This is a genomic window from Christiangramia fulva, from assembly GCF_003024155.1.
In the GTDB taxonomy this organism is placed as follows: domain Bacteria; phylum Bacteroidota; class Bacteroidia; order Flavobacteriales; family Flavobacteriaceae; genus Christiangramia; species Christiangramia fulva.
On record NZ_CP028136.1, the window covers coordinates 509,313 to 534,142 of the forward strand.

General features: G+C 38.5%; 20 protein-coding genes, 1 pseudogene and 1 riboswitch. Of the genes and pseudogenes, 9 read left to right on the forward strand and 12 right to left on the reverse strand.

Going from position 1 to position 24,830, the window contains the following annotated elements; genetic code table 11:
- Positions 1-2: 2 nt before the first annotated feature.
- The 7 genes from C7S20_RS02510 to C7S20_RS02540 all read right to left on the reverse strand — a co-directional run bounded on the left by C7S20_RS02510 (position 3) and on the right by C7S20_RS02540 (position 6,107).
- Positions 3-2,399, reverse strand: coding sequence for a TraG family conjugative transposon ATPase (locus C7S20_RS02510; RefSeq protein WP_107011001.1), 2,397 nt, complete (start codon positions 2,397-2,399; stop codon positions 3-5).
- Entirely contained in the window at positions 2,389-2,667 is a 279-nt protein-coding gene (locus C7S20_RS02515) for a hypothetical protein (RefSeq protein WP_107011002.1), read from the reverse strand. The genes C7S20_RS02510 and C7S20_RS02515 overlap by 11 nt, the downstream gene beginning before the upstream one ends.
- Positions 2,667-2,954: a hypothetical protein gene (locus tag C7S20_RS02520; RefSeq protein WP_107011003.1), complete on the reverse strand. Its 288-nt coding sequence runs from the start codon at positions 2,952-2,954 to the stop codon at positions 2,667-2,669. Before C7S20_RS02520 ends, C7S20_RS02515 begins: the two co-directional genes overlap by 1 nt.
- A 263-nt stretch (positions 2,955-3,217) precedes the next feature.
- Positions 3,218-3,309, reverse strand: a riboswitch (TPP riboswitch).
- A 108-nt stretch (positions 3,310-3,417) separates the two neighbouring features.
- Entirely contained in the window at positions 3,418-4,536 is a 1,119-nt protein-coding gene (locus tag C7S20_RS02525; RefSeq protein ID WP_107011004.1) for an exonuclease/endonuclease/phosphatase family protein, read from the reverse strand.
- A 1-nt stretch (position 4,537) separates the two neighbouring features.
- Complete coding sequence (locus tag C7S20_RS02530) at positions 4,538-5,194, reverse strand: P-loop NTPase family protein (protein ID WP_107011005.1); 657 nt, start codon at positions 5,192-5,194, stop codon at positions 4,538-4,540.
- Positions 5,178-5,822, reverse strand: coding sequence for a hypothetical protein (locus C7S20_RS02535; protein WP_107011006.1), 645 nt, complete (start codon positions 5,820-5,822; stop codon positions 5,178-5,180). The genes C7S20_RS02530 and C7S20_RS02535 overlap by 17 nt, the downstream gene beginning before the upstream one ends.
- Positions 5,823-5,828: 6 nt before the next feature.
- Positions 5,829-6,107 (reverse strand): helix-turn-helix domain-containing protein, encoded by a 279-nt coding sequence (locus tag C7S20_RS02540; protein WP_107011007.1) that lies wholly within the window; start codon positions 6,105-6,107, stop codon positions 5,829-5,831.
- Between the two features lie 262 nt (positions 6,108-6,369).
- Between C7S20_RS02540 and C7S20_RS02545 the strand changes: the two genes are divergently transcribed.
- The 6 genes from C7S20_RS02545 (at position 6,370) to C7S20_RS02570 (ending at position 11,895) form a co-directional block, all read left to right on the forward strand.
- Positions 6,370-6,825: a hypothetical protein gene (locus C7S20_RS02545; RefSeq protein ID WP_107011008.1), complete on the forward strand. Its 456-nt coding sequence runs from the start codon at positions 6,370-6,372 to the stop codon at positions 6,823-6,825.
- A 184-nt stretch (positions 6,826-7,009) separates the two neighbouring features.
- Positions 7,010-7,531: a DUF4402 domain-containing protein gene (locus C7S20_RS02550; RefSeq protein WP_227009084.1), complete on the forward strand. Its 522-nt coding sequence runs from the start codon at positions 7,010-7,012 to the stop codon at positions 7,529-7,531.
- A 69-nt stretch (positions 7,532-7,600) separates the two neighbouring features.
- Positions 7,601-8,434 carry a fimbrial biogenesis chaperone gene (locus C7S20_RS02555; RefSeq protein WP_159039855.1) on the forward strand — a complete coding sequence of 278 codons (834 nt, stop codon included), beginning with the start codon at positions 7,601-7,603 and terminating at the stop codon, positions 8,432-8,434.
- Between the two features lie 22 nt (positions 8,435-8,456).
- Positions 8,457-8,915 carry a DUF4402 domain-containing protein gene (locus C7S20_RS02560; RefSeq protein ID WP_107011010.1) on the forward strand — a complete coding sequence of 153 codons (459 nt, stop codon included), beginning with the start codon at positions 8,457-8,459 and terminating at the stop codon, positions 8,913-8,915.
- Between the two features lie 164 nt (positions 8,916-9,079).
- The gene (locus C7S20_RS02565) at positions 9,080-11,500 is read left to right on the forward strand and encodes a carboxypeptidase-like regulatory domain-containing protein (protein WP_159039856.1); all 2,421 of its coding nucleotides are present in this window, start codon (positions 9,080-9,082) and stop codon (positions 11,498-11,500) included.
- Positions 11,501-11,502: 2 nt separating this feature from the next.
- The gene (locus C7S20_RS02570) at positions 11,503-11,895 is read left to right on the forward strand and encodes a response regulator (protein WP_107011012.1); all 393 of its coding nucleotides are present in this window, start codon (positions 11,503-11,505) and stop codon (positions 11,893-11,895) included.
- A 5-nt stretch (positions 11,896-11,900) separates the two neighbouring features.
- Here C7S20_RS02570 and C7S20_RS02575 read toward each other — a convergent pair whose 3' ends face one another.
- Together C7S20_RS02575 and C7S20_RS02580 are read right to left on the reverse strand one after the other, a co-directional pair.
- Entirely contained in the window at positions 11,901-12,782 is an 882-nt protein-coding gene (locus C7S20_RS02575) for an RteC domain-containing protein (protein ID WP_341476513.1), read from the reverse strand.
- Between the two features lie 33 nt (positions 12,783-12,815).
- The gene (locus tag C7S20_RS02580) at positions 12,816-15,221 is read right to left on the reverse strand and encodes an aminotransferase class I/II-fold pyridoxal phosphate-dependent enzyme (protein WP_107011014.1); all 2,406 of its coding nucleotides are present in this window, start codon (positions 15,219-15,221) and stop codon (positions 12,816-12,818) included.
- 227 nt (positions 15,222-15,448) lie between these two features.
- On the opposite strand from C7S20_RS02580, the pseudogene C7S20_RS19985 reads away from it, so the two are divergent.
- The 3 genes and pseudogenes from C7S20_RS19985 (at position 15,449) to C7S20_RS02595 (ending at position 17,223) form a co-directional block, all read left to right on the forward strand.
- Positions 15,449-15,817: pseudogene (locus C7S20_RS19985) on the forward strand (DUF7793 family protein).
- Positions 15,818-15,858: 41 nt separating this feature from the next.
- A complete protein-coding gene (locus C7S20_RS02590; RefSeq protein ID WP_107011015.1) occupies positions 15,859-16,773 on the forward strand; it encodes a helix-turn-helix domain-containing protein in 915 nt (304 codons plus the stop codon).
- Between the two features lie 165 nt (positions 16,774-16,938).
- On the forward strand, positions 16,939-17,223 hold the full coding sequence (locus tag C7S20_RS02595; protein ID WP_107011016.1) for a DUF6520 family protein: 285 nt from the start codon (positions 16,939-16,941) through the stop codon (positions 17,221-17,223).
- A gap of 94 nt (positions 17,224-17,317) precedes the next feature.
- Here the strand turns inward: C7S20_RS02595 and C7S20_RS02600 are convergent, their stop codons facing one another.
- From C7S20_RS02600 to C7S20_RS02610, 3 genes are read right to left on the reverse strand one after another with little or no spacing between them, the layout of a single operon-like run.
- The gene (locus tag C7S20_RS02600; RefSeq protein WP_107011017.1) at positions 17,318-20,164 is read right to left on the reverse strand and encodes a M16 family metallopeptidase; all 2,847 of its coding nucleotides are present in this window, start codon (positions 20,162-20,164) and stop codon (positions 17,318-17,320) included.
- A complete protein-coding gene (locus C7S20_RS02605; protein ID WP_107014068.1) occupies positions 20,164-21,561 on the reverse strand; it encodes a RagB/SusD family nutrient uptake outer membrane protein in 1,398 nt (465 codons plus the stop codon). The genes C7S20_RS02600 and C7S20_RS02605 overlap by 1 nt, the downstream gene beginning before the upstream one ends.
- A 12-nt stretch (positions 21,562-21,573) precedes the next feature.
- Entirely contained in the window at positions 21,574-24,567 is a 2,994-nt protein-coding gene (locus C7S20_RS02610; RefSeq protein ID WP_107011018.1) for a SusC/RagA family TonB-linked outer membrane protein, read from the reverse strand.
- Positions 24,568-24,830 lie beyond the last annotated feature (263 nt).

Genomic DNA, 24,830 nt, shown 5'->3' on the forward strand with positions numbered 1-24,830 from the left:
AGTCACTGGTTTAAAAATTGAACAATTGCTTTTTCCATAGAACCATGGGCTTTATAAAGTGTCATGATCTGCTGGTTTTCTTTTCCATCGGTCAGGTATGCCGCATAGACCTCGGGGGGAACTTCCAGGCGGAAAACATTGCTTTGTTTTCCGATCTTAATAAAGACTTCGGTGTATTTGCGGGGACCGGTAAGGTTATTGCGGATGGAATGAAGCTGGTTCAGATCATGAGCGGAAAGATTCAGCCGCCTGCGAAGTGCTTCATAGCCTTTTTCATTATGCAAACTATAGATGACCTGGGTATTCTCCAGAATACTGGCCGATGCCGCAGTTTCCGGTAACTGGTTGATAGATTGGAGAATGATCCCGATAGCGCCATTTTGTTTTCGGATGGCCTGGTAATAGAATTCAACGCTCTCCAGTACATTCTCAAATTTCAGTTGTTTGGCAAACTCATCAAATAAAATAATGCCCCGCTCTGAAGGGTTTTTCCAAATGGTACGCTGGATAGCCGACTTGATAAGCATGAGCATCACCGAAAGCACAGCACGGTTATCGCGAACTTCATCAAGTTCAAAAATGATCAGTTTTTTATCTTCCAGTTTATAGGACTGATCCTCCCTGGTCTCGAATAAAAAACTATAAATGCCATTTTCTACATATTCCGAGAGTAAATGCAGGAACTGTTGCGGATCGAAAAACTGTAGCGATATACTCAGCTTGGACTCTAAATGATCTGATATCTCTTTGACATAATGAAAGAAACTCTCCAGGGAATGGTCGCTAAGACATTCCCGGTAATAGCTTACCAGGATTTTCTTAAGTGCCACCTGGCCCTCCCTGGCGACCTTAAGTCCGGAAGAAGTGAGCTCAAGTAAAAATCCGGCCAGATCTTCAATACGCTCCGGACTTAGGTCATCTGGGCCTGCCATATAAAAGGGGTTTATGCCTAAATTTTTTCCATCTTCATACCTTAATACTACCTGGTCATCGGGGTATAACAGCGCGAATTTGGAATAGCTCCCTCCTAGATCTATGATGACCAGCCGGGTCCCGTTTTCAAAATATTGTCTTAGAATATTATTGGCCAGGAAGGATTTTCCTTCTCCTGTGGGAGCGAAAATGGCAAAATTGCGTGCTTTTATTCTTTTCTTTCCCTCATCCCAAACATCTTTTCTTACCGGAATATTCTGAAGCCGATCATTGAAAATAATGCCTGCCCCATCACTGGTATAAGAGGTATTATTTAGCCATAGACATAAGCCATGGCGCAAATCACTCACATACAGGTCTTCATTGCAGAAGCCTGAAGAAAACCCGAAGTAGCTGGTGAGAAAATATCGCTGGAGCTCTTTTCCTGAAGGTTGATAGGGACGAATATCCAAATCTTTTAAAGCTCCTTTTAATTGGCCTCCAAGCTTTGAAAGTTGCGATTTCTCTTCACTCCAAAAAAGTACATTGAGTTGGCCTCGAATTATGCGTGCCTGGTCGTCCCGGTTTATCTCGCCAAGGATCTTTTCGATCCTTTCAAGAATGACTTTATTCTGAGTTCCGAAACGAATACTCTTGGAAAGTTCTTCTCTTCTTTTATTGAGGATCGACAACCAGTGGGATCGGTCATCGAGGTACATAATTTGATTTACCACATGATTTCTGGAAAATTCAAGCCCAAGATTATCGATAAACCCCTGGTGAAAGCTAATGTCTCCCATGGAAAACCGCGGGTTCATGCGGCTGGTGGAAACTCCTCCGGAAAAGCACAACTCGCTATTGACTGCCAGCATCCCGTATGGTTTTTCACCAATCTCCAAATGCAGCTGACCCGAGCGGATGTCGGTATCCGCATCCTGTCCAAACCCATTGAAATAAGAATCGGTGAGTTTGATAACTTCTTCTGCTTTCATCTCCTCCAGATCAATAAGCGCTGTGGTATTTAAAAAATTGACCGCTTCATGAACTGCCGCCTCGAAAAGCTGACAAGAGCCATCAGCCGTAATCGGGAACTCCTTTTTAATCTTTAAAAAAGGATTCATCACCGCCCCTCTATTGAATAACCGGTTGGAAGGCCAGCAGAAAAACAAATAGGACTGGTGGGAAAGAAACTCCCGGCCGTGAAAATAATTCGAAGTTGCCCGGGCCAGAAAACTTTCACCAGGGAGTCGCTCCCCGTTAAAAGCTTGTTTTAAATACACATCCTGCTTATGAATAACGGTTCCTGAAGGTAATCCCTTAAAGGCCTGATGCCACCAGGTATGTAGTTTTTCAAAATCGGTCTCGGAAAGGGAATAGATTTCGGGAAGCCTCACCCGGTAGGCTAAACAAAAATTACCATTGCCCAGAAAGACCGCATCTCCCTGTTGGCTGATAATAGGATAATATGCATGGAGATTAATTCGCATATTTTCCAAGACCTAATTGTTTGCAGGAAATGAATGCTATCCCCTTGCCGGTTAGCATCCCTGAGCGGAATGTTTTTAACCGTAGTAGGGAAAAGTACAGCGCCGTGTTCCAAAAGAAACAAAAGACCACTGCCATAAATCCGAAGGAGAAAATGACCACCAGAAGAGATAGGATCACCGAACTCATAAGTATAGCGAAGCGCTCAAGAGGGAGGCCATAAAGCAGTGCCTTTTGCCTGATACTACGATAAATTGAAAAGCTCTTCATCAGACAACAATTCCGATCAGGTAAGTAAAAATTCCAACTACTGCTCCGGCAATTAAGACAAACACCAGAACACGGGTAATTCCCTTTTTCAAATCGGCATTCTCTCCGAAAAAATGTCCGGCGTTGAAAAGAAATCCTACTAAAAAAATAACACCCAGGATAATGGGAAAGACAGCTCGAATGGTATCGGAAATATCCGAAACAGATTGTTCAATCCCGCCGATCTGCGCGAAGGACGGGATTGAAATCAGGGACAAAAAAAGTGTGAAGGTTTGTTTGATTTTCATGGCTTTAGGTTTATTAAAGAATAATTCAAACCTAAGAACCTGCCTCAAATCCTTAGACCGTGGTAGTAGAATTTAACCATCCGGAATAGATGAAATTTGAAGATTCTCAATTAAATCTGCGAGAGACTACCCATTGTTTAATACAAGAGGAATAGCTAATAAAAATAAAAGCCTTTTTGAGGTATTTAGTGTATAAAAAAGCTATAGGATTGCGGTGAGTTACTAAATAGACAAAGGGAACAATAAATTCTACTTTAATGTTCCCTTTGATTTATCGCAGATCCAAAATAGCATTACCTATTTTGTTCTAAGGGTATATTCTCAGCTTCATAACGAAGCACCCCTTTGCGACAGTTATAAATATAACCCTTTTACTTCTTTTGTAAAAATAATCACTTCGTATTTTTTAGGATCATTTCCAAAAAGGTTTAAATGAACTTTAACCTTAACTCCTATTGTTCTCTTAAAATTTAACCTCCATCCATAAAACCGGGTGTTGACTGGCCTGTTCCTCTTTTTGCTTTAGCGTCGTTAAAATTCTCCATTGATTTTCAGTACCCGGCCAAATGGCACGACGATCGATGCCACAGCGTTTTATTTTTGAATACATCCCAGGACTGGCAAGCAGATATACCTCTTCCTTCAAATTGAGACCCCGACCATAGGCCCCCAGGCTATAATAATCTTTATCTTTTCCATGGTCTTTGGCTGCAAGAAATTGAGGATGCCGGGAAATAGATTTAAGATCAGTATCCTGAAGAAGTGGAGACAGTGAATAGCAATAGGAAACCGCGAACAGGCTTCCCAATACCAGAATATGATCATTCCCCTGCTCCCGAAGCTGTTGATATACCCTGGCAACCGCCTGGCTTTGTCGGTATCTCTTCTTTTCTAACTCTTCTTTTAATTCTATTCCTGCGGTAAATTGTACCGCCAGTATCCAGAAGCTTTCCGTTTTTCCGGTGATTCTAAAAGCGGTGAAATCGCGATCAAACAGGAAGGCACCTGTGCTCTCTCTTTCCTGGTTATAGATGCCCATTGAATCCAGCATAATTCCTTTTCTGACCAACACCGCCTGATCCAGCCCACGATCGTCATTTCCTTGTGAAAACGAGAGATCGCGGTAGGGTGCGATTGGATAGTGTGAAAGGTATTTTTCAAGAAACACCTTTACCGCCGGTTTACTTTCTACCTCTTGAAGCACAAGTACGTCAGCATTGGTCTCGGCTATGATCTGTGCTTTATGATGGATGGATCTGGTGGGAAGCGGCCGATTTTCTATTTCAATCCATCCCTGCCAGTTTGTAATTTCTCCTGCCCTGGTTGCAAGCTCATAGTGTTGTGGTTTCATGGCCATGACCATTCCCTTCCGGTTCAAATAACCATACCTGAAAGGATCCTTATGCTCAAAGCCAAGCAGGTAAACCAATTCCCGGATGCGTTCATAACGCCGGTTTGATTTGGTATTCATCAAATTGTCCAGTTCCTCCCTCCAGTTACTATGGTTATGGCTTTTTGGTTTTTCAAGCAGCTCGCGATGCCTGAAGAAGAGATTTTCGATATTGTAAAATGCAATTTTCATGTTATTTTCTTTTATCAGGTGTTTCGCTGTCAAAAGCGATGAGATTAAAAAGATGCCGCATCCGGCTTCTTACCCTGCTGCCATAGCGCTCCTCCATTTCGTCGGCATTGAGGTTTGTGGTCGCATGGGTTTTTACTTTGTTGGACAGGAAAAGTTCATACCTCGAGAGCATGATCTCTCCGATCACATTGCAATCTTTCCCGTAGTACCGTCCTGCGGGTTCCACTCCCATATCATCAAAACAGATAAAACTATTGTTTCCATAATCTTCAATGGTTTTGTATCCCACATGATTGAACCCAAACACAATATTTCGGCAGGGAATGACTTCATACTTGCGCTGGTGAGGCACCAGATGCCTTAGCAGTTTCATCAGTGTGGTTTTTCCACAGCCTACAGGACCACTCAGCAGCAATCCTTTATTGGGATCCAAACCGTATTTTTCGCAGTTGACGGGGTCGCGAATGGCATAGTTGCAGAGTTTATGAAGTATCTCATGATCAGCAGGGTAAATCCTGAAATGTCCGCCGAACAATTCCCTGCCTTTCCTTTCGAAAAATTCCAGGATCTTAGGAAAATCATAAACGGCCTTTTCCCCGTCAAAGGTTCCCAGGATATACTCTACCCCACCATCTGATATTTTACAGGGGTTGATCATAACGCTTGGTTTTTTTAACCTGTAGGTAATCTTCTCTGGGCTGAGATTTGGCCTTCTTCTCAGTCTTCATTTCCTGGTACCATTCTTCAAGGAGATCGTCCACATCCTCAAAAGTTTGCTTCTCGGGGTAATCGAGCGAAACCCATCTCAGAAATTCTTCAGTGGCTTTTTCGAGGTTTTTCCTTTCAAAAAAATCTTCAATAGTTTCTTTTTTTTCTTTCCAAAGCCTTTTAATGTTTATATGTTTATTATATATGGACAGTTGTTCCGTATTGGGACACCGGTGTCCCAATAGAAGACAAGCCTTGTCATCAGGTTGTCCCTCTAGCGGGACACCTATTTTAAGGTTTACAAGAAGCCTCACACGAGATCCTGCCATGGCATGGGAAGGCTTATATTTTAAGTATCCCCATCGGTGCATTTCTCTGATACACCGGTGATAATTGGAAGTTGATCCCATACAGGCATCCTTCATGACCAGTTTCCGGCTGATCGTCAGCCATCGCGGGAAATGTTCTTCATTCCAGCGCCTAAAAAGGGCCATATACAAACTGATATGGGTTGGATGAAGACGGGGATCCCGGCCGAAATGTGCTAAGACTTTATTCAGATGAGCGATGTAATTCATAACCTCCTAAAAATTATGATGGATCTTATTAGCCGTTAATACTTCTTGGATATCCGATGCTTCATAATAAATAATCCCTCCAATTTTGGTATACGGAAGGGTGCCGTTGACCCTAAAGTTCTGAAGAGTTCCAGGGGAGATCTTAAGGAGTTCCATGACTTCGGTTGACTTTAACCATTTTTTGGTGAATCCGCCCTGCTGTTTGCTGAGCATTGCTTCGATCTCTGTAAGCATTTCTTCCTTGAAAGCTTGGAGATCCTCGGTGGTAATAATACTTGTTGGCATTGTAAAACGAGTTTTAAAACAATCCCACCGCAAGTTTCATTTTAAACGATGGGATTGAAGTTGATTTGACTTTCGTTCTACAAATTTGCAGGCCGATAACCTGAATTATTCACAAGGAGGTTCGGAGTACGAAAAAATTTAACAGACAATGATCATGCAATCCTAAAGAACCTTTTAACACCTGAAAATGTATTTTATCGTTTATTTTTAGCTCACATCGAATAAATTATTCCTGATACTATTTTTCGAGTTCCTTTAAGGAATGAGGCGATTATTTATTTTTTTCATTCTTTTTATCCATTTTATAGGATTTACTCAAAATTCATCCTCAGTTCCTACCTATACCCGAATTATTCCGCCACTACAAACGGATCTGAAATCGTCTTCCATAATTTTTAAATCTTCCAACGATTTCCTACAGGTTCATTTTCCTTCAATTCGTTCCTCTGAATATAGTATTTTTCCTACAAATGATTTTGTAGTGATTCTGGCCGATATGAAACTTTCAAGCAATGGTGAAATCTATAGCTTAGAATTAGATCCTTCCTTTTTTATTTATAAACAGACTGGTAATGAATTTGATTCCCTAACAGTATCTAACATTAGAAAAGACAAGGTTTTGTCCGCAGATTATATTGAGAAAATATCTATTCCCACGCACCATAATTTAAATAAAATTGAACCACAATTGTTAACTTTTGATATACATTACAATTAGTTATGTTATTTTATATCTTTTACTAAAAGAATTAGCCATTATCTTAGGACATTTATATCAAAGTTAATTTTTTATGCATTTCATCGATTATTTTATCCTTTCGTCGATTATCCGATCCATTTTATTTTTCTTCGCAGTCTAATTTTTTTAACTTTTTTTTAATATTTGTTTATTTAAATCTTACATGATGAAGAAAATTACTCTTATTTGTTTTGCAATTATGGCAATTGCATTTTCAACTAATGCCGTAGCTCAGGATAATGCCTCTGCTTCGGTAAACACGACTGCTAACGTAATCACCCCCATTACAATTACTGGAGGTTCGGCTCTCAGTTTTGGTGATATTGTAGGTACATCCAGTGGTGGTACAGTTACTGTTGCTACTGACGGTACAAGAACAGCAAGCGCCACCGACCTTACCATTACCGGTACTCCGGGAACGGTTTCTGCTGCATCCTTTACCGTAAATGGTGCAGATGGTTATACCTATGCCATTAGCCTACCTTCTGCTTTTGACATTTCGAACAGTGGTGGTACGGCTACCATGGGAGTGGGCACTTTTGTAAGTAATCCTGATGCAACAGGTACCCTAACTGGTGGAACTCAAACTGTAAACGTTGGTGCTACTTTAACAGTGGGTGCTGATCAGGCTCCTGGTGTGTACACTAACGCAACCGGAATGACTCTTACCGTTAACTATAACTAAGTGTTTTCATAAATAATTGTCGCGGCATTCCCGCGGCAATTATTTTTCATATTAAAGTTGTTGATGAAGATGAGAATGAATTGCAATACCCAAGCCCTATTAATACTTTTTTTTCTAAGCCTAATCACTTTTAACCTTTCCGCACAGGGAGACCTTTTGATCTTTCCCAAGCGAATTGTCTTTGAAGGCACTCGCAACCGGGTCCAAACCCTTAACCTGAATAATAGCGGGACCGAAACTACCACCTACAGAATTTCGTACATAGAGATAAAAATGGATGTAGATGGTAAATTTCAAAAAATAACGGAACCTGATTCCTTGCAATATTTTGCCTCCCCTTACCTTCGCTTTTTTCCCCGTAGCATCACACTGGCACCTAAAGAAACCCAGGTAATTAAAATTCAGTTAACAAAAACCGGTGAATTACAGCCCGGAGAATATCGTTCCCACCTTTACATACAGGCACTACCTAAGGAAGACGCCCTTGAATCTCCTAAAAAGGGTAAAACTGAGGGCATTAAAATTAATCTCACCCCAATCTATGGGATAAGCATTGCCAATATTATACGAGTGGGGAATCCAAATGCGGAAGTAACTATTGAAAATACCAGCTTTGAAAAATTTAAGGGTTCCATTCCCATCGTTTCTATGGATTTTAGGCGTAAGGGGAATGCTTCAGTTTACGGTGACATAATTGTTAAACATATTTCCCCCGATGGAAAGGAAACCGAAGTTGCAAAAATGAAAGGATTTGCAGTGTATACCCCAGGCTCGCTTCGAAAAACGCGGATTAAACTCCTTGCTCCAGAAGAAATAAATTATAATAGCGGTACACTGAAAATTTCCTATTATTCACAAAAGAAACCAAAAGAAAAATTTGCGGAGGCCACACTGGATCTATAATTCCACTTCCATAACGGATAAAATGAAAATGCTCTTCTTATTTTTTCTATTGCTCCAGGTTTCAGCCGTGTCTGCACAAAATATCTTTATTTCTGTGACCCAGGAATTGAACTTTGGTGATTTCTATCTTTTAAATTCCTCCCAAAATGCCACTATTCGTGTAGCTCCAACGGGTGAATGGTCGAACACGGGTAATGCAACCCAAATCAATCCAAATCATAGTCCTGCCATTTTTTCTATTTCTACAGATAGCACAACCCCTATTATGGTACAGGTCCATACCACACCCGGAGTAATGACAAATTCCGAGGGGCTGCAAGTAGAACTTCTTTCAGAAGAAACCAATACGGTATATACCCTTCAAAAAGATCATTCATTGGAAATCCCGATTGGAGGAATCCTTAAAATCCATAATGGTGAGGCCCTTAATGGAACTTTTTCAGGAAATCTTTCGCTCTGGGCTACTATCATAAATGAATAGCTTTGACAGCTGTCAATCGAAATAATCCTTTTTCCAGTCCTGGAAGGCATCAGATCTCTTTCAGGTTAATTGCGTTCCTGTTTTTTATTATCTGTTCTGCACCCAAAACCTTAGCTCAACAAAAAAACTGTGATGAAGTATTGTTGTCTTTAAATGTAGAATCAATGCCCGCCACTGAGATCACTTCTTTAATTTGCGGGGATCAGGCATTAATATCCATTACAGAGCTATTTCAATTCTTACAAATTAAAAACAGCTTAAGCGATGACAATTCGCAGATCAAAGGCTTTTTTATAACTACTGAAAATAATTTTACGATAGATACTAATCAAAAACTGATAAAATTTAATGGAAAAAGTTATGTTCTTGAAGAAGGAGCCTTGATTTCAACAAAAACTAACCTTTTTTTGAAGCTGAATTATTTAGGAGATATTTTTGGTTTAAATGCAACATTTAATTTTCGAAAACTCTCCATTTCCATAGAAACCGACCTGGAATTACCTTCAGTAAAAGCAGCCCGATTGAAGATGCGAAGGGAAAATCTTAATAAAATCACACATGAATTCGATGTTGATACTTCTATCAAGCGGGATAAGAAGCCTTTTCATTTTGGTGTTGTAGATTGGAACCTTCTCTCCCATCAGGACTTAAATGGTTACCGCTATAACTGGTTTAATGCCGGGTTTGGAGCTATGCTGGCTGGAGGTGAATTAACAGGAAGGTTTAATTACAATTCTAAAAAGAAAATAACTTTAAGAAACCAGTTTCTAACCTGGCGTTATGTTAGCGATAACAATTCTCTTTTTCAACAAATTCAGTTAGGTAAAATAGTCCCCAATTCTACAGCTTCACTGTTTAACCCGGTGGTGGGATTTCAAATTTCCAATATCCCTGCCACGCGAAAAAAGAGCCTTGGAACCTATACAATAAGTGATTATACCCAACCCAACTGGATTGTTGAGCTATATATCAATAACACCATGGTTGATTATACTCGTGCCGATGAATCGGGATTCTTTTCTTTTAAGGTACCTGTTTTTTATGGAAGTACCGAAATTACCTTAAAGTATTTTGGTCCCTTCGGAGAAGAAGATACCGCATCAAAAATATTGACAATCCCTTATAATTTTATGCCTGCCGGTGATTTTCAATATTCCCTCTCTTCAGGTATGATTGAAGATGGACAAAAAAATATTATCGCCAATCTTCGCACCCAATATGGTTTGTCCAGAGATATCACCATAGGTTCGGGGATCGAATATCTCTCTTCCTTAAAAGAAGATCCGTTTATTCCTTTTGTTAATGCTTCGGTGAGACTGCCAAATAATATCATTCTTTCAACAGAATACATGCACAAGGTGGGATTTTTCGGAAATCTTAATTACAGATCAGCTTCCGATTTCAGGATTGATCTAAAATATAAAAAGTACAGGCCAGGACAGCAGGCGATACCCTTTGGATATCTCGAGGAAAGAGTTGCCGAAATTTTTATGCCGGTTAAGGGTGCACTTTTTTCGGGTATTTCAAGGCTTTCTTTCCGCCAAAATTTTTTAAGAGAAAATAACTTTATCAATGCTTTATGGCAACTAACCGGAAGAAGTTTGGGTATGAACTATAGCCTCTCTACCGAAGCCTTCATTAGCTCATTTGGCAATAGCCAATTTTACAGTAAATTACAAACCTTTATACATTTTCCAGCGAATTTTTTATTCTCACCTCAAATTCAGGTTGATTTAAGGGATGGTGAAGTAAATTTTTTAAGAGGTGAATTAAGAAAAAAATTATTCAATGAAGCCTTTATTATTGCTTCCTATAACCAAAATTTTAAATATAACCAGTTTTCCTTAAATCTGGGATTTTCACTGAACACCAATTTTTCACGAATAGGCATAAATAGCTCTTTTGAAAACAGGAATATTTCTTTTTCAGAATCCATTTCCGGAAGCGCCCAGATTGATGTTATGAATGATTATTATAAAATTTCTTCAAGATCATCGCTTGGTCAGGGATCGGTAAAGTTTTCCGCCTTTTTGGATATTAATAATAATTCCATGAAAGATCCTCTTGAACCGATCCTCGACGGTTTAGAGATTATTTCGTTAGATGGTACCCCAAAAGATAAAAAGAACAAAGAAATCATTTATTCCCACCTGGAACCTTATAAAACTTATAATTTCAAAGTGGAAACAGCACAGTTAGAAAATATTGCCTGGATAAGTGAAATCCATTCCTTGGAAATTGTTTTAAACCCAAACCAGGTCAAGAATGTGCAAATACCTATTAAAGTTGTGGGTGAAATTTCTGGATATGTTATGGATAACACAGCAAAAGGTATTGGCGGAATAAAAATCGCCATTTATAACAGGAAGGGGGAAATCATTAAGACCCTCCTGTCTGCACCCGATGGATATTTCAATTTTCTGGGTCTGCCTTCAGGACATTACAGCGTCCAACCACTACCCTCACAATTAAAAAAAATAGGTTTTTATTGCAATGATAAAATCCCTTTTTTAATCGAAAACTCTGTGGAGGGAGATATTATCGACACTTTAAATTTTCGGTTAGTTGAAATTGAAGGAGGATAATTATGCCAAATATATATAGAGTCCTCATTGTAGACGATGATAAAATAATTCAGTTTATCCATGGAAAATTACTGGAAAAAAATAATGTCTCAGTAGAAAGAACCTTTAATAATGGAAAGGAAGTTCTAAATTATATTCGATTTAAGGAAACCGCAAATTTTCTTATCCTACTAGATTTAAATATGCCTGTTATGGATGGATGGACCTTCTTAAAAGAAATCGAAAAGTCTCCGGCATTCAGTGCTCTGAAAATTATTGTTGTTAGTTCCTCCACAATTGATAGTGAAAAGGTAAAGGCAAAAAAATATTCGCAAGTAAAGGCTATTTTTGAAAAACCTATTAATAAAAGCTCGATAGATATAATAATAGACCTTATAAAACCTACGGTAAGTTAAATATTTCATTCATCATCCCGTTGCATTTTTTGCTCAAGGTAAAGCATGAGTTGTGGAAGGTATTTTATTCGCTCGCCTTTCCTGGCTTTTATCTCAGACCAGGTCTTATAAGAATTTTGAAGACGAATATTAAAGAAGTCTTCAAAAGAAGAGATAATGTTGCTTAAGTCTACAGTACCATGGTTGATGTCTCCACTGGCATAGAGCGCATAAATTAGTTCTACAAGAGCGGTTTTGGAACCCGACCACATGAGCAGCTTATGGGATTTTTGTAGTTGAAGGGTTTCATGGCCGGGCTGGATCTCTTGTAAGCGCTCCCTGATATAATGAATAAACCGGTACATGGCCTGTACCTTTGCCCATAACATATCGTGGGAGGTCGAAAACTCCGGGTATTGATAATAATTGATGGTTGGGGTAAAGGGAAAATTATTTCTATAATTCCTGGTAAAGAACTGGTGATCCAGATAGGTATGATCCTGCTCCATATAATGCACAAAATCATTATTACGGGTAAAAAATTTATTGATCTTTTTGATTTCCTTTTCCAGATAGCGAACTTTAGGTTTTACCCCGACTTTAGGAATATCAAGCTCGCAACTTCTTACCTCGGTAAAATAAATGAGGTAGCTCATGGGGTAAGGCTTGATATTTTTAAAAAATTCAATTTCGACAGCCTTATCCTCAAAATCCTCCTTTTCTACAAAGTTCTGAAGCTTTGTCAAAGTTGTATTACACAACAATATCCCCTTCTCTGCTCTCTCTAATATGGATTGTCCCGATTTGTTAATGAGCTCGAGTTTCGTTGTAAAATTATCAAGCAATTCCTCACACATCCCTTTTGCATTTAAGGAAAACAGGTAATAACGTTGTTGGGCCTTTTTCAATGATAGGTGTTATGGAGCTTGGGGCATTATATTTTAATCCTTTCGAAGCCAGTCTAAAGATTCAAGGGCAAAATTATCTCGCGCCTGCAGATACGCACATTTTGCCATAACGGTAGCGCCTACTTTACGCTTTTCAAAAGCCGCTGTTAATCCAAAATCAATTTTCTGAACTCTCAACTCTTTTGCTCGTAAAATAGTTTGAAATAGTAATTGGCGATATACATTAAAGTCCCTGCTATAACGATAGTCCATTCCAATCAAATCTGGAACATAGCTTCCCGTGCTGTTTTTATAACAGAACATAACCCCGATGACCTCCTGGTTTTCTTTTAATACGACTTGAATAAATTCCCAGTTTGGATCCTGGTTCATTGTTTCAAACAGTTTAAAAGGATACTCGAAAGTGTTAAGAGCCGGGTTATTGTCCTTTACTTCCTTGTACAGGTCGAAATATTTTTTCAATTGGGCACTTGTGACCCTAGCATTGATTTGAATTTCGAAAAAATCCTGAAATTCCAGAATTTCCTTTTTTAAGTGGCGTCGCGATCGACTACTCAGGCTCATCGCATAATCTTCAATCGTGGTCCAATCGAAATTATCGTACCTGCAGGAATCCGGCATATCTACTTTCACGAATCCACGATTATGGAAAATGTCACTAATGTCTTTATCTGCGGGATCAAAATCTCTCAGCAGGACGGTTTCCGGTTGTAGCTTTTTCTCCAGAAGTTCCATTTCCTTTAGGAATTCTTCTAAAGCTTTTTTCCATTTAGGATGGTTTCGGTCTAGAAACAAATGATCCCCTTCGGTTAAAAATGATCCAAGGCTTAAGGTGTAACTGGTGTGATAATAAGGATCTTCTTTCCGTTTCTCCTCCAACTCCTTTGAGACAGAAACCGGTGCGAGCATGTCTTCTTTCCATAGACCATAAGTAGCGAAACTCAGCAGTACCAGTTTTCCTTCTTTATCTTTCACCTGAAAATAATAAAACTCATAGTTATGTTCGGGAAGTTTATTCCCACTGAATACTGCCTCCAGAAACTTCATACCTTGCCAATCTATTAAACCGTTTTGGCCGATGGTACAATTCCAGGTCCTCTCTTCCATTTCATGAATACCAGAGTAGACCTCGCATTGAAATTCTTTTTTCGTTGTACTATCTTTTTTGGTCAAATTCAAGTTTCTACCGAAGGCAAAATTCACCCGGTCCAGATCTGTGTTGGTGTCTTTAAGAGCCAGGTAGAATTCCTCATTTAAGACTTCTGTTAAACCTCGAATCTCTTCTTCCCGATTATGACGTGAAATAGTAATTCGTAGTCCTGTGTTTTTTACCGGAACTGCAGGAAATATTCCTGTGTTCACGTAATAGCCCCGGTTGATCAAACGGTTCACCAGGTTAAAACCGGTAATTGGCATACCCGTACCTATATAAAAGACAGGGGAGTCATTTTCTGCTATTAGCGGTAGTTCAGTTTTATTAAGACATTCATTAAAATAGGAAGTTTTATCGGCCAGCTCTTCCTGTAAATCATATATTTCATCGGAAAGGTGAATATTAGCAGAGGCAATAGCAGCCCCCACAGAAGCAGGCTCCAATTGAGCAGAAAAGGTGAGAGGACCTCCAAAATTTTTCACCTTATTAAAAATCTTTTCATTGGAGGTTACCATAACAGCTCCGCTTGCACCAAAAGTTTTACTTAAGGTACCGAATAAAATCACCTGTTCTGGTAGATCCTTAAGCACACTCATAACATAGCCGCTTCCATTTTTACCCTTCCAGCTCATCCCATGCACATCATCAAAATATAATCGAAGCTGCTCATATTTTTGAGTTAGAGCTGTTAGCTCCTCCAAAGGTGCGTAATCCCCGTACATCGAATATATACCATCAGCCATATACCATATTCGGCGACATTTATCCCGTAACTTCTTAATTTTATCCTCCAGCATATCCAACCGGCTATGCCTGATCATCTCTACGGGTACGGACCTCAACTTCAATGGTTGAACAGCGTTTTGAACGCTCCAATGCACCTGGTGGTCAAGAACTACTCCATCCCCATCTTTAACTACTGAGGGTATTACCGCCATATGTCCCAGAGTACTGTTTTTAGTGATTATAACCGGCCTTCCGTAAATCATTGCAACCTTTTCTTCCAGCTCAGCGTACAAAGGGTGAGAAATATAAGATTTGGAAAGAGGGAACTGAGTTCCATACCTTTCTATAGCCTCTATAGCCGCAGCTTTTAGCCTCGCATCCTGCTCCAATCCAAGATATCCCGTGGTTCCGAAATGGAAAAGTTTTTTACCCTTTGTTTCAATATAACGGCCGTTAAACTTTTTTCCCTCTGCATAAAGATGCAGGGCTCCTTCTTCCTTGGCATTGGTCATAACTTCTACAACAGTGTCAAGAAAATTATTGTGCTTTAATTTAGCCATAACTCACTATTTTTAAAAATTATAGTAAAAGCTATAAAACAATTTTTTTCAATCCTATTATTGAGGATTTTTAAAACCTATTGGGCAACTACTTAACCCTCAGAGTCAAATTTGAAAAGAAAACCAGACCTATTGATCAATTTTTACCCGCGTTGAATATCACTTGACTGTTTTTGACATCCCTTGACGTTATTTTTTTATTAAATTAGTTCAAAATAGGTGCTGGTATGGGACTGATTAATAAATATGCAGAATTTTGGAGCAGGGACGGAATTCTTTTCTTTACCTATAAGCCCAATATCCATATAGATCTTAAAGCCGCAGAAATAATTGTCAGGGATCGAATCAGGTTTCAAAATGAAAAATAATTTCCCATTTTATGTGATATGCGGCGGTTACAAAGCGTAGAGAAACCTGCTCGGGATTATTTGGCTGAAGAAGGGTCTTATCTTGCTATCGCCGTGGCCCTATTGGTTAAAGAGCTATTCTCAGAAAAATTAAGTGATATCTTTCTACAAACAAGTAAGCCCAGCGTCCCTACCCGCAGGTTTGTTTCGGAGGCCGAAGCGATTGCATTTCTAAAGCAATTCAAATAAAGCTGACGAAATAATAAGATTAATTTTAATAAAAAGATGTTATGAACGGGCAATGGAATCATAACAAACTTGAGGAGCTATGCGACTTCATTATCGAAGTTATTAAAGGCAATTTCACCCTCCAATTAAATCCTGCTAATTCAGGATTTCTAGAACCATTGATAAAACTTCTCAATATAATGAACGAAGAGCTTAACACTCTTTTTCATCATACACATTCAGAAAAAAGTTATCCTCAGGTAAACCTCATCACCCTATTTATTAACCTGAATCTTGACATTAAGTATATTTCGAGCCAATCCCTAAAATATCTGGAATTGGAACACGAACCTAAAAATTTAAAGGCCATTATTTCCGAGAAGTCTTTTTTGAAGCTTGAAAAACTATTCAAAACTTTAAATAAAAACTTTGCTAAAAAAAAACTTAAATTGGATTTTCTAAACGGAAAAGGTTTACTTTTTAAAACCCAGGCTGAACTCCACCTCAAAAACGATAGAGTAGGAGAAAATGAGATTTTAATCAATGCCTATAAGATCGTTTATCAAAACGATAGACTAGAAAAGTACCGTAAAAGGGTTCATTCGAAGAAAATTAAATATCCTACAAGAAACAGGTCCATTTTACTCCAGGCTAACAGGGAACTGATTGAGAAAATTCATACATACCTTCTAGAAAACATCGATCAAAAATTTCCCGGCATGGAGGGACTAGCCACAATCTTCAGAGTGAGTGAAAGCAAAATAAAAAAAGGCTTCAAACACTATTATGGCACGAGTATCTATAAATTCCTTCAGGAAAAACGATTGGAAAAAGCACATTTATTATTAACCGAAACAGAAAGACCTATAAGCGCCATAGCCCAGGAATGTGGTTTTGTTAGCCCATCACATTTCTCCAGGTCATTTAAAAAGAGGTTTGGTTACTCGCCTTCAGACGTACATAGAAATCCTAAATAATGCCCTCTTGATCAACAGGTTAACCGCCAAAAGCAAAATTCTTTTAAGACCTTTACCTCATAAGTTCATCTTAAAATTCACAACTCATAAAAATATTATTGCAATGATCCAGTAAAAGCCTGACTGGATAAATAATAGGCAATTGTTTAATTTAAATTTTTAATTATGAAAACTAAAAAGATTTTTTTACCTGTTTTAGTCCTTCTTGGCACTATAGCAATGGCTTTTAACACAGGAAATTCAAAAGTTTCTCCTATCCAACAACCTAAGGATTTCATTGAGGTAGGAGGTGTTCGGCAACCTATTGCCGAACAGGAATGTCAAGGCGAGGGATTTACGTGTAAAGTAAAATTCGAAGAAGGCGGTACAGAGTATCCGGTATATGACGAAATGAACGATACACAACCGAAACAAAGCGGTTCAGAGGATGCGACCCTTATTAACCCATAGCCCATTAAAAAAGAGATTTAATTTTTCTTCTCCAAAGTTATTGGTTAGTAAAGAACATCACTCCAGGTTTACGCCTGAAGTGATGTTTTTTATTTTAGTTGCAATAACCTTCAGGATATCCTGTAAATTGTTGAAAACAGTCATCTTTTAAATATTTTTTGGCCGCTTCATTAATATCTTCGAGATTTATAAAATATTCCAATAAGGTTCCATATTCCAAAACTTCCGGGATTGAATTCTCTTTATTTTCCTCTTTATTTTGTAAATATTCAGGCCAAAAATTAAAATATCCAAAACTTTCAAAGCGTCCTTCATAGAATAAAAGCTCATTTGAAACCGTAGTTTTAAACCATTGCTCATCCACACCTTGATCTCTTAACTTTCGGAACTCTTCAAGAGCGGCGGTCCTCATCCTTTTTTCATTTCCTAAATTACTATCAAAATGTATTTGAAATGCATAAATATTATTCTTGTAATCCATCCAGGCTCCACGAGCATAAGGTGAATAACAACCATCACGAAGACGATCATAAATTTTCTTATGTAACGCGTATGATAGAATTCGAAGCTCTAATTGTGTTTTTAGATTGTGAGACACTTTAATCGGAAAATATAAGCTTGTAAAAACTTGATTAATATTCTTATACTCAAGATTTTTTTCGATTTTTTGCAAAGGGAATTTAAAAGGATCTTTTATACTGATAGAATGATTTTCGTCAGTAGGGAAAGTAGATAAAGTATTTGCCAGTAATGCGGAAACTTTTTCTTTATCGAAGTCACCAGTAACTATAAAAGTGAAATTATCTATTCCTGAATACCATTTATCCAAATTACTTAAAATTTGATCTAATTTTAAATCATCCAAATCTTCTATTTCCAACTCCGGCAACTGTGGATACCAAACATGCTTAAACTTTTCCATTAAGAATTCCTTCGACCCCCTTATGTCTTTACCTTTCAGTTGTTCTTTCTTTTTGACCTTCCATAATTCAAAACCTTTTTGATCCTTCCCCGGTTTCTTCAAATAGAGATAAAATAAATCCAATAGGTCAGGTAAATCATGAACACTTGATTCAGCGTAAATCTGTTGACTTTTATAGTCCATTTCAAAGCGGAGTTTTATTTCTTTTTCCCGCTTAAAACGGTCAATCTGAAATTTATTATATCCTCCTACACCTAAATATTCCAAAACTTCTGGTGCTACAATCGCGGTTAGATACTCTTTCCTGTTTTCCAGGGGAACCTGATTGGAGCGAAAGGCACTTATATACACTTTATTTTTAAAAAAGGTTTGACGAGGTTTAGTTGGTTTAAGTAATATTTTAACTCCATTTGGAAGATGGAAAGATGATACCCCAATCATATTTTCCTCTATGTTTGGTAAATCAGCTACCTCAGACTGAAATACTTTAGTCTGATTTTTAAGGGTCTTGATTGACATCTTTCTTTCCCAAGGATTTATCGACATCGTATCAACTTCATCTATCCATTGTTGGATGGTCTCATGGTTCGGCACCTCTTCCTTCCCTGATTTAAAAAAGATGAAATTGGTGTTTTTTGCAATATTCCCTTTTGTTTTAGCAAAATCAGCCAAGTCTGAGAGTTGTATCTTTTGCAATACGGATAATACCACACTTACCTCTTCCTCTGTATTGGGAAAACACTTGTTGTAAACAAAATATTCTTTTAATCTAGTGGCTTTAGAGGCATTATCCCTGAGCTCATCATTTTTGTAAATACTCAGAACCCTCTTTTTCGCCATAGCTAATTCCTCATCAGTAAATTCCATGTTCATCTGCTTCCATGCGATTACTCCTTCTTGAAACTGGGTCTTTTGACTCTTGGAATCCTCTGCCCCTAATGAAATTTCCATTGAAAAAGCAGCGAGCTGCCGGTCAGGTAATAGGTTTACTCCATATTTAGCAGCAAAACCCGAAAAGGGAGGTGTAAATTGTTGCATTAACTGTATTCCTCTGGAATTTATCATCATTGTGTAAAGAGATTGCAATAACATCATTCGATAATCTTCAATAGATTCCGGCTTATCAAAATTTCGCCAAGAATGAATGATCTTAACCATTGATTTCCGGTCAGTACTATCAATTACAGTATAAAAATGGTTTTTACCGTCTAAACGAATCTTATTTTTCACTAAATAATAGTCAGCATTTACCCGTTTTTCAGGAGTTCGCAAATTGGAAAATAATTGTTCAATTTTCTTTTGCGTGCTGTCCAACTCAATATTTCCAACAATAATTGCAGCCTCCAAATCCGGGCGGTACCATGTTTTATAATATTGGTTAAACGCGTTTAGTTTAAATTCTTCAAGATTTTTGAATCGTTTAGAATTGGGATAGAATTTGTAACCGGTGCCCTCCAGCACTTTTTCTTTCATTTTTTCACCTATCCATTTTTGATAGAAATCAAAAGTCCTACCTTCTCCCATGATTGCAGCACTTTGTTTTTCTATATCTTTTGGGCTCCACTCATTCCCCTGTGCCCAATCTTTAAGAAGAAGCAAACTTCTATCTATCGCCTTTTTGGTTCCGGCTGGTATTCTTGCATAATAATTGGTAAAGCGAGCGGATGTCACCGCATTACTATACCCCCCTACTTCCTTGATAAATTTATGAACATCCGGAAAATTCCTTGTTTTTCCTGCTGATAAATGCTCTATAAGATGGGCATACTCTAGCTGATCTTCATTTTCATGAGTGCGACCTGCCTTAACTACCAATTCCATTTGTATCTCCTGCTTGGGATCATCGTTTTTTAATAGATAATAGGTAAATCCATTTTTCAATGTTCCATGCCGAAAGATTGAGTCTGAAGCAAAAGAAAAACATTCTTGCTTTTCATTCTTACTCTGACCTCTGGAACCAAAGCTTATTAAACATAGTAAGCTTAAAAGGTACACGTAATGTCTTTGCAAGGGATTCATCAATAGCCAGGATTTTGACTTAGGTTCGGATTCTTTTTCCTTTCTTCTTCAGGAATGGGGTATAACACATCAGTAGATTCCCAATATGGGTTATTTGAACCCAACACTTCTTGGGCTTTCCCGGTTCGTTTCAAGTCTAACCACCTATGCCCCCATTCAGCAAATAATTCTTTACTCCGTTCCGCCAGAATTTCCATCAACAAGTCATCTTGTGTAATTTCTGGTTGTGTATCGGCTATAAGATCTATTCCTGCTCTATCTCTAATGGTATCCAAATCCTGCATAGATCCAGCAATATCACCTTTTTCGGCCCTGGCTTCTGCCCGAATTAAATACAGCTCCGCCAAACGAAGAACCATAGAATATTCCTCAATCGGAAATTCAGTACTGCTCCAAATTTTATACTTATAGGCAAAATGAGCCTGTTTTGCCTCATTATAGCCGATCCAATTTAAAAGCCTCCCGTCATTTGCATGAAAATTTTCCACAAAATTTTCGTCTAATTTTACCGCGGCAAGAAAGGAAAAAATAGGATGGATGATAAAGAAATTTCCTTCGTAGGTATTAGAGGCATACCCCCCGCCTCCAATTGGAGAAATTTGCCATATAGCTTCTTTACTATTCGCCAGAAAAACTTCATTTAAATCAGTTAAACCATACATGGAGGCTTCCTCTATTACTTTAGTGCTCATCATTTCTGCCTTTTCCCAATCCTCCAAATAGAGATAAACCCTTGCTAATAAAGCTATGGCTGCGAATTTATTCACATGGGTTCGCTCCCCATCCCGGTATTCCGGATTTAATACATCAACTGAAAATCCAAGATCCTCTATAATATTATCCTGCACTTCTGATATAGGTATACGTGAAGCCAAACGGTTGACATTATAATCGGTAGTAAGAATTAAGGGAACATCACCATATAAATTTACCAGATAGAAATAGGTGAAGGCCCGAATAAATCTTGCTTCCCCTTCTAATTGAAGACTCAGATCGGGAGTTATTTCATTAGAATTTTCTAGGCCCTCCAAAAGAGCGTTTGTCATATAAATGATGTTATAAGCACTGGCCCAGATATAAAGATTATTGGTATTATCAGGCAATATTTCATTTTGTTCGAATTGCATCCTACTGTCATTTCCAGTATTAATATTGTGGATACGGTCAGCAGAGAGGCCAGAAAGTACAGTAACACTACTGCTATAACCGTTGGAAAAGGCGGATTGAAACAATTCATTATAAATTCCCTCCATAGCACTAATTGCTGTAGCATCACTACTGAAAACTTCTTTCCCTACCAGTTTACTATCAGGCGGTTTTACTTCCAAAAAATCTTCACATGAGATAAGGAATAATGGAATTACTAATAAGATAAGGTGATATTTAATTGATTTCATAATCTTCATTTTTTAAAAATTAACTTCTATACCCGCTGTAACACTTCTGAGATTTCCGATTCCTACTGAATAGGGATTTTCTGCATCCATCCCTTCATAAGAAGTTATCGTCCATAGGTTTTGACCATGAAGAAATAGACTGCAATTTTTCATCCCTATTTTCGAAGTAAAATTTTGTGGAAAATTATACGCCAGAGTGAGTGTTTTCAACCTCCAATAAGAGGAATTTCTATAAGGAAATGTAGAATTATAAGCATAAGTATGGGCTTGCTGGGATGCATAGGTTTGTGATATTCGTTGGAATGGCCCTTCCTCTTTTAAAGCCGACAGTGCATAACCCAGGGCATTCCCTCTGTTTCCATATGAAAATTTGGGAATTATTCCTTCCTGCTTAACAAATTCCCAGAGGAAATTGAATGAAAAGCCCCCTAACCGGAAATTATTAATTATCCCGCCATAAAATTGGCGGTTCCGGTCTTTGATGACAATACGATCTTTATAATCATACCTCCCATCATCATTAACATCCCTGACTGTGTAAAATCCGGTTTGAGGGTCCAGACCTGTATACTCATATAGTAACTCAATATTTAAAGGTTCCCCCACGCGGTAAGTGTTCGCATAACTAGATTCCTCTATTCCAGGATAACTGACCAATTTGTTTTTCGGAAAACTTAAATTTAAAGAGGTTTCCCACCTAAATTTTTGTTGTTCCATAGGAATTGCATGTAATGAAAGTTCCCAACCGGTATTCTCAACCGTTGCAGGCAAATTAGCCTGAACTGAGGTAAAACCGGTTAGATATGGAAGTGGGTAACCTACCAGCTGGTTTGAAGATCTATTTTTGTAACGGCTAAGACTGAAACTTACCCTTTCATTCCAAAATCCCATTTCCAGGGCAAATTCCAATTTCTTGTTTACTTCCCAAGAATAATTCGGATTGGCTAAACCTGAAGGGTATAAGCCACCAGGCCCTCTTGTTGCCTCATATGCATCTAAATATCCATAATCCCCAATTTGGTCATTACCCGTGGAACCATAGCTTCCTCGCAATTTTCCAAAACTTAGAAAGGGAAATGTCTTTTGCATAAATCCTTCATCACCAAAGATCCAGGCTGCACCGACAGCACCAAAATTGGCAAAACGATTATTGGGCCCAAAACGAGATGATCCATCACGCCTTCCGGTAAGGTTTAAAAAGTATTTCTGGTCCCAGTCAACCCCTACTCTTGAAAAAACAGCATCATAATGATATTCGGTGTTAGAGCGATTTCCATTAGTAATTTTTTCTGCCGCTCCAATATTCCCAATGAGTGCTTCCGAAGCATAGCCTTCTGCCAGGAAACTCTCGTGAAAGCTAGTATTTTCCTGGAATGTAGCTCCCAAAAGTGTTTTCAAATGGAATTTATTAAAGGAATTCTCATAATTTATCTGAGGTTCGATTATCCATGATTTACGATCGGAGCGTAAATGAAACGATTTATGGGTTATGGCATCCGCAGGATTGTATGAGCGCTTAGGTTGTTTTCTTAATTCGTCTGATGTATATATCGTATATCCTAAACTGCTTTTTAGCTCCAAACCGGGAAAAACTTCGTAGGAAAGAGAAACATTTGAAATCAAATTTTTTGTTTCTTTATTATTAGTATTGAAATTACCTTCCAGAGGATTTTTTAATCCTGCAGCTCCCCAGTCTTCCCAATTCAAGCTACCATCTTCATTAAAAACTTCGGGAGCATTAGGAGGGAGAAAAAGTGTTGAATTATCGTATCCCAAGCTTCCCACCAAATCATTACTATCAACCCCGTAATTCAAAGTAACACCCAATTGGAACTTATTCTCACTGGAACTATGGTTCATATGGATATTGCCCGTTATTTTTTTATAATCATAATCGGCCGGATAGATTGAGCCCTGGGTAAAATAAGAGCCGCCAAAGCGGAATGAAGTTCTTTCATCCCCACCGGTAAAACTAAGACTGGTATTAGAAGTCTCAGCAGTACTGCCGTAAAGGAAATCCTGCCAATCTGTGTAATTTTCCTGATCCCATAAAATAAGGTCAGGAGCATTGGAAGCTGTTGGTTGAATAGAATCATTTTCAAAAGCTCTCTGCCTTACCTGAATATATTCTGGAGTGTTTAGTAAATCCAATCTACCTGGAACAGTAGCTGCACCATAATAAACCTTTGCCTGCAAACCTGTGCCAAGCGTACCTTTTTTCGTAGTAATAAGCACTACTCCATTAGCCCCCCGAGAACCGTAAATGGCGGTAGCATCTGCATCTTTTAGGATTTCAATACTTTGAATATTGTTAATGTCAAGGTTATTTAGAGGGTCTATTCCTACGTAAGAAAGGCTTGAATTAGTCTCTACGGGCGTGGAGTTAAAGGGGACCCCATCAATGATATATAGGGGATAATTACCCTCCTCCCGGAGACTATTAATACCCCTTATTCGTATAGTGGAGGCGGCACCGGGTTGAAATCCACCAGAAGTGACTTCTACGCCCGGCATCCTTCCCTGCAAAGCCTGTAGCGGACTCACCACCGGCTGATTCTCAATTTCCTCTGCAGTAACTCGTGAAATACTTCCAGTACTTTCTCTTTTAGTGGTGTTATAGTATCCTGCATTAATCTCTACCTCACCAAGAGAGGCGATATCTTCCTGTAATTGTACATCTACACTGGTCCTTCCCTGTAAGGGGACTTCAAGTTTTTTAAAACCAATAGATGAAAAAACGAGGGTATCGCTGGCCGCTGCCTGTAGTTTATAGATACCTTCTTTATTGGTGGTAGTACCGTATTGTTTATTCTTTACGAGTACGGTAACTCCCAGGAGTGGTTCTCCTGTTGGGCCGGTAACCTGCCCGGTTACCTCTTGCTGAAATGCAGATTTATAAAATTTAGGCGTTGCCGCCTTTGCCTGGATCATGGCTAAAAACACCAAAAATCCCATGGCAAGTAGGAACATGATGATTAACATGGCCCTCCTGTAAAAATTTTTCATAATTTTACACTGGTTAAAATGAAACATTAGTTTTATTTAAGCTTAGGCCTTCCCTGTACGACGCCAATCTCGAGGGAAGGCTTTTTGCTTTTACCCGCACAAACGAGTGTTCATCTTTCTTTTTTAAATGCCCCTTATGGGCTTCATAAGCATTTTTTTAACTGACTAATTCAAACTATTTGGAGCAAAAAAAGCATCCTGGTTCCTACAAAAATCCCAGCCTTCATCTTCCCTTATTGCGATGAAAAGCTTCCCACCCAAAC

What these genes read in the sequence shown, in the direction of transcription:
- C7S20_RS02510 (WP_107011001.1), bottom strand. Translation starts at nt 2,399, where the DNA reads ATGCGAATTAATCTCCATGCATATTATCCTATTATCAGCCAACAGGGA.
- C7S20_RS02515 (WP_107011002.1), bottom strand. Translation starts at nt 2,667, where the DNA reads ATGAAGAGCTTTTCAATTTATCGTAGTATCAGGCAAAAGGCACTGCTT.
- C7S20_RS02520 (WP_107011003.1), bottom strand. Translation starts at nt 2,954, where the DNA reads ATGAAAATCAAACAAACCTTCACACTTTTTTTGTCCCTGATTTCAATC.
- C7S20_RS02525 (WP_107011004.1), bottom strand. Translation starts at nt 4,536, where the DNA reads ATGAAAATTGCATTTTACAATATCGAAAATCTCTTCTTCAGGCATCGC.
- C7S20_RS02530 (WP_107011005.1), bottom strand. Translation starts at nt 5,194, where the DNA reads ATGATCAACCCCTGTAAAATATCAGATGGTGGGGTAGAGTATATCCTG.
- C7S20_RS02535 (WP_107011006.1), bottom strand. Translation starts at nt 5,822, where the DNA reads ATGAATTACATCGCTCATCTGAATAAAGTCTTAGCACATTTCGGCCGG.
- C7S20_RS02540 (WP_107011007.1), bottom strand. Translation starts at nt 6,107, where the DNA reads ATGCCAACAAGTATTATTACCACCGAGGATCTCCAAGCTTTCAAGGAA.
- C7S20_RS02545 (WP_107011008.1), top strand. Translation starts at nt 6,370, where the DNA reads ATGAGGCGATTATTTATTTTTTTCATTCTTTTTATCCATTTTATAGGA.
- C7S20_RS02550 (WP_227009084.1), top strand. Translation starts at nt 7,010, where the DNA reads ATGATGAAGAAAATTACTCTTATTTGTTTTGCAATTATGGCAATTGCA.
- C7S20_RS02555 (WP_159039855.1), top strand. Translation starts at nt 7,601, where the DNA reads ATGAGAATGAATTGCAATACCCAAGCCCTATTAATACTTTTTTTTCTA.
- C7S20_RS02560 (WP_107011010.1), top strand. Translation starts at nt 8,457, where the DNA reads ATGAAAATGCTCTTCTTATTTTTTCTATTGCTCCAGGTTTCAGCCGTG.
- C7S20_RS02565 (WP_159039856.1), top strand. Translation starts at nt 9,080, where the DNA reads ATGCCCGCCACTGAGATCACTTCTTTAATTTGCGGGGATCAGGCATTA.
- C7S20_RS02570 (WP_107011012.1), top strand. Translation starts at nt 11,503, where the DNA reads ATGCCAAATATATATAGAGTCCTCATTGTAGACGATGATAAAATAATT.
- C7S20_RS02580 (WP_107011014.1), bottom strand. Translation starts at nt 15,221, where the DNA reads ATGGCTAAATTAAAGCACAATAATTTTCTTGACACTGTTGTAGAAGTT.
- C7S20_RS02590 (WP_107011015.1), top strand. Translation starts at nt 15,859, where the DNA reads ATGAACGGGCAATGGAATCATAACAAACTTGAGGAGCTATGCGACTTC.
- C7S20_RS02595 (WP_107011016.1), top strand. Translation starts at nt 16,939, where the DNA reads ATGAAAACTAAAAAGATTTTTTTACCTGTTTTAGTCCTTCTTGGCACT.
- C7S20_RS02600 (WP_107011017.1), bottom strand. Translation starts at nt 20,164, where the DNA reads ATGAATCCCTTGCAAAGACATTACGTGTACCTTTTAAGCTTACTATGT.
- C7S20_RS02605 (WP_107014068.1), bottom strand. Translation starts at nt 21,561, where the DNA reads ATGAAATCAATTAAATATCACCTTATCTTATTAGTAATTCCATTATTC.
- C7S20_RS02610 (WP_107011018.1), bottom strand. Translation starts at nt 24,567, where the DNA reads ATGAAAAATTTTTACAGGAGGGCCATGTTAATCATCATGTTCCTACTT.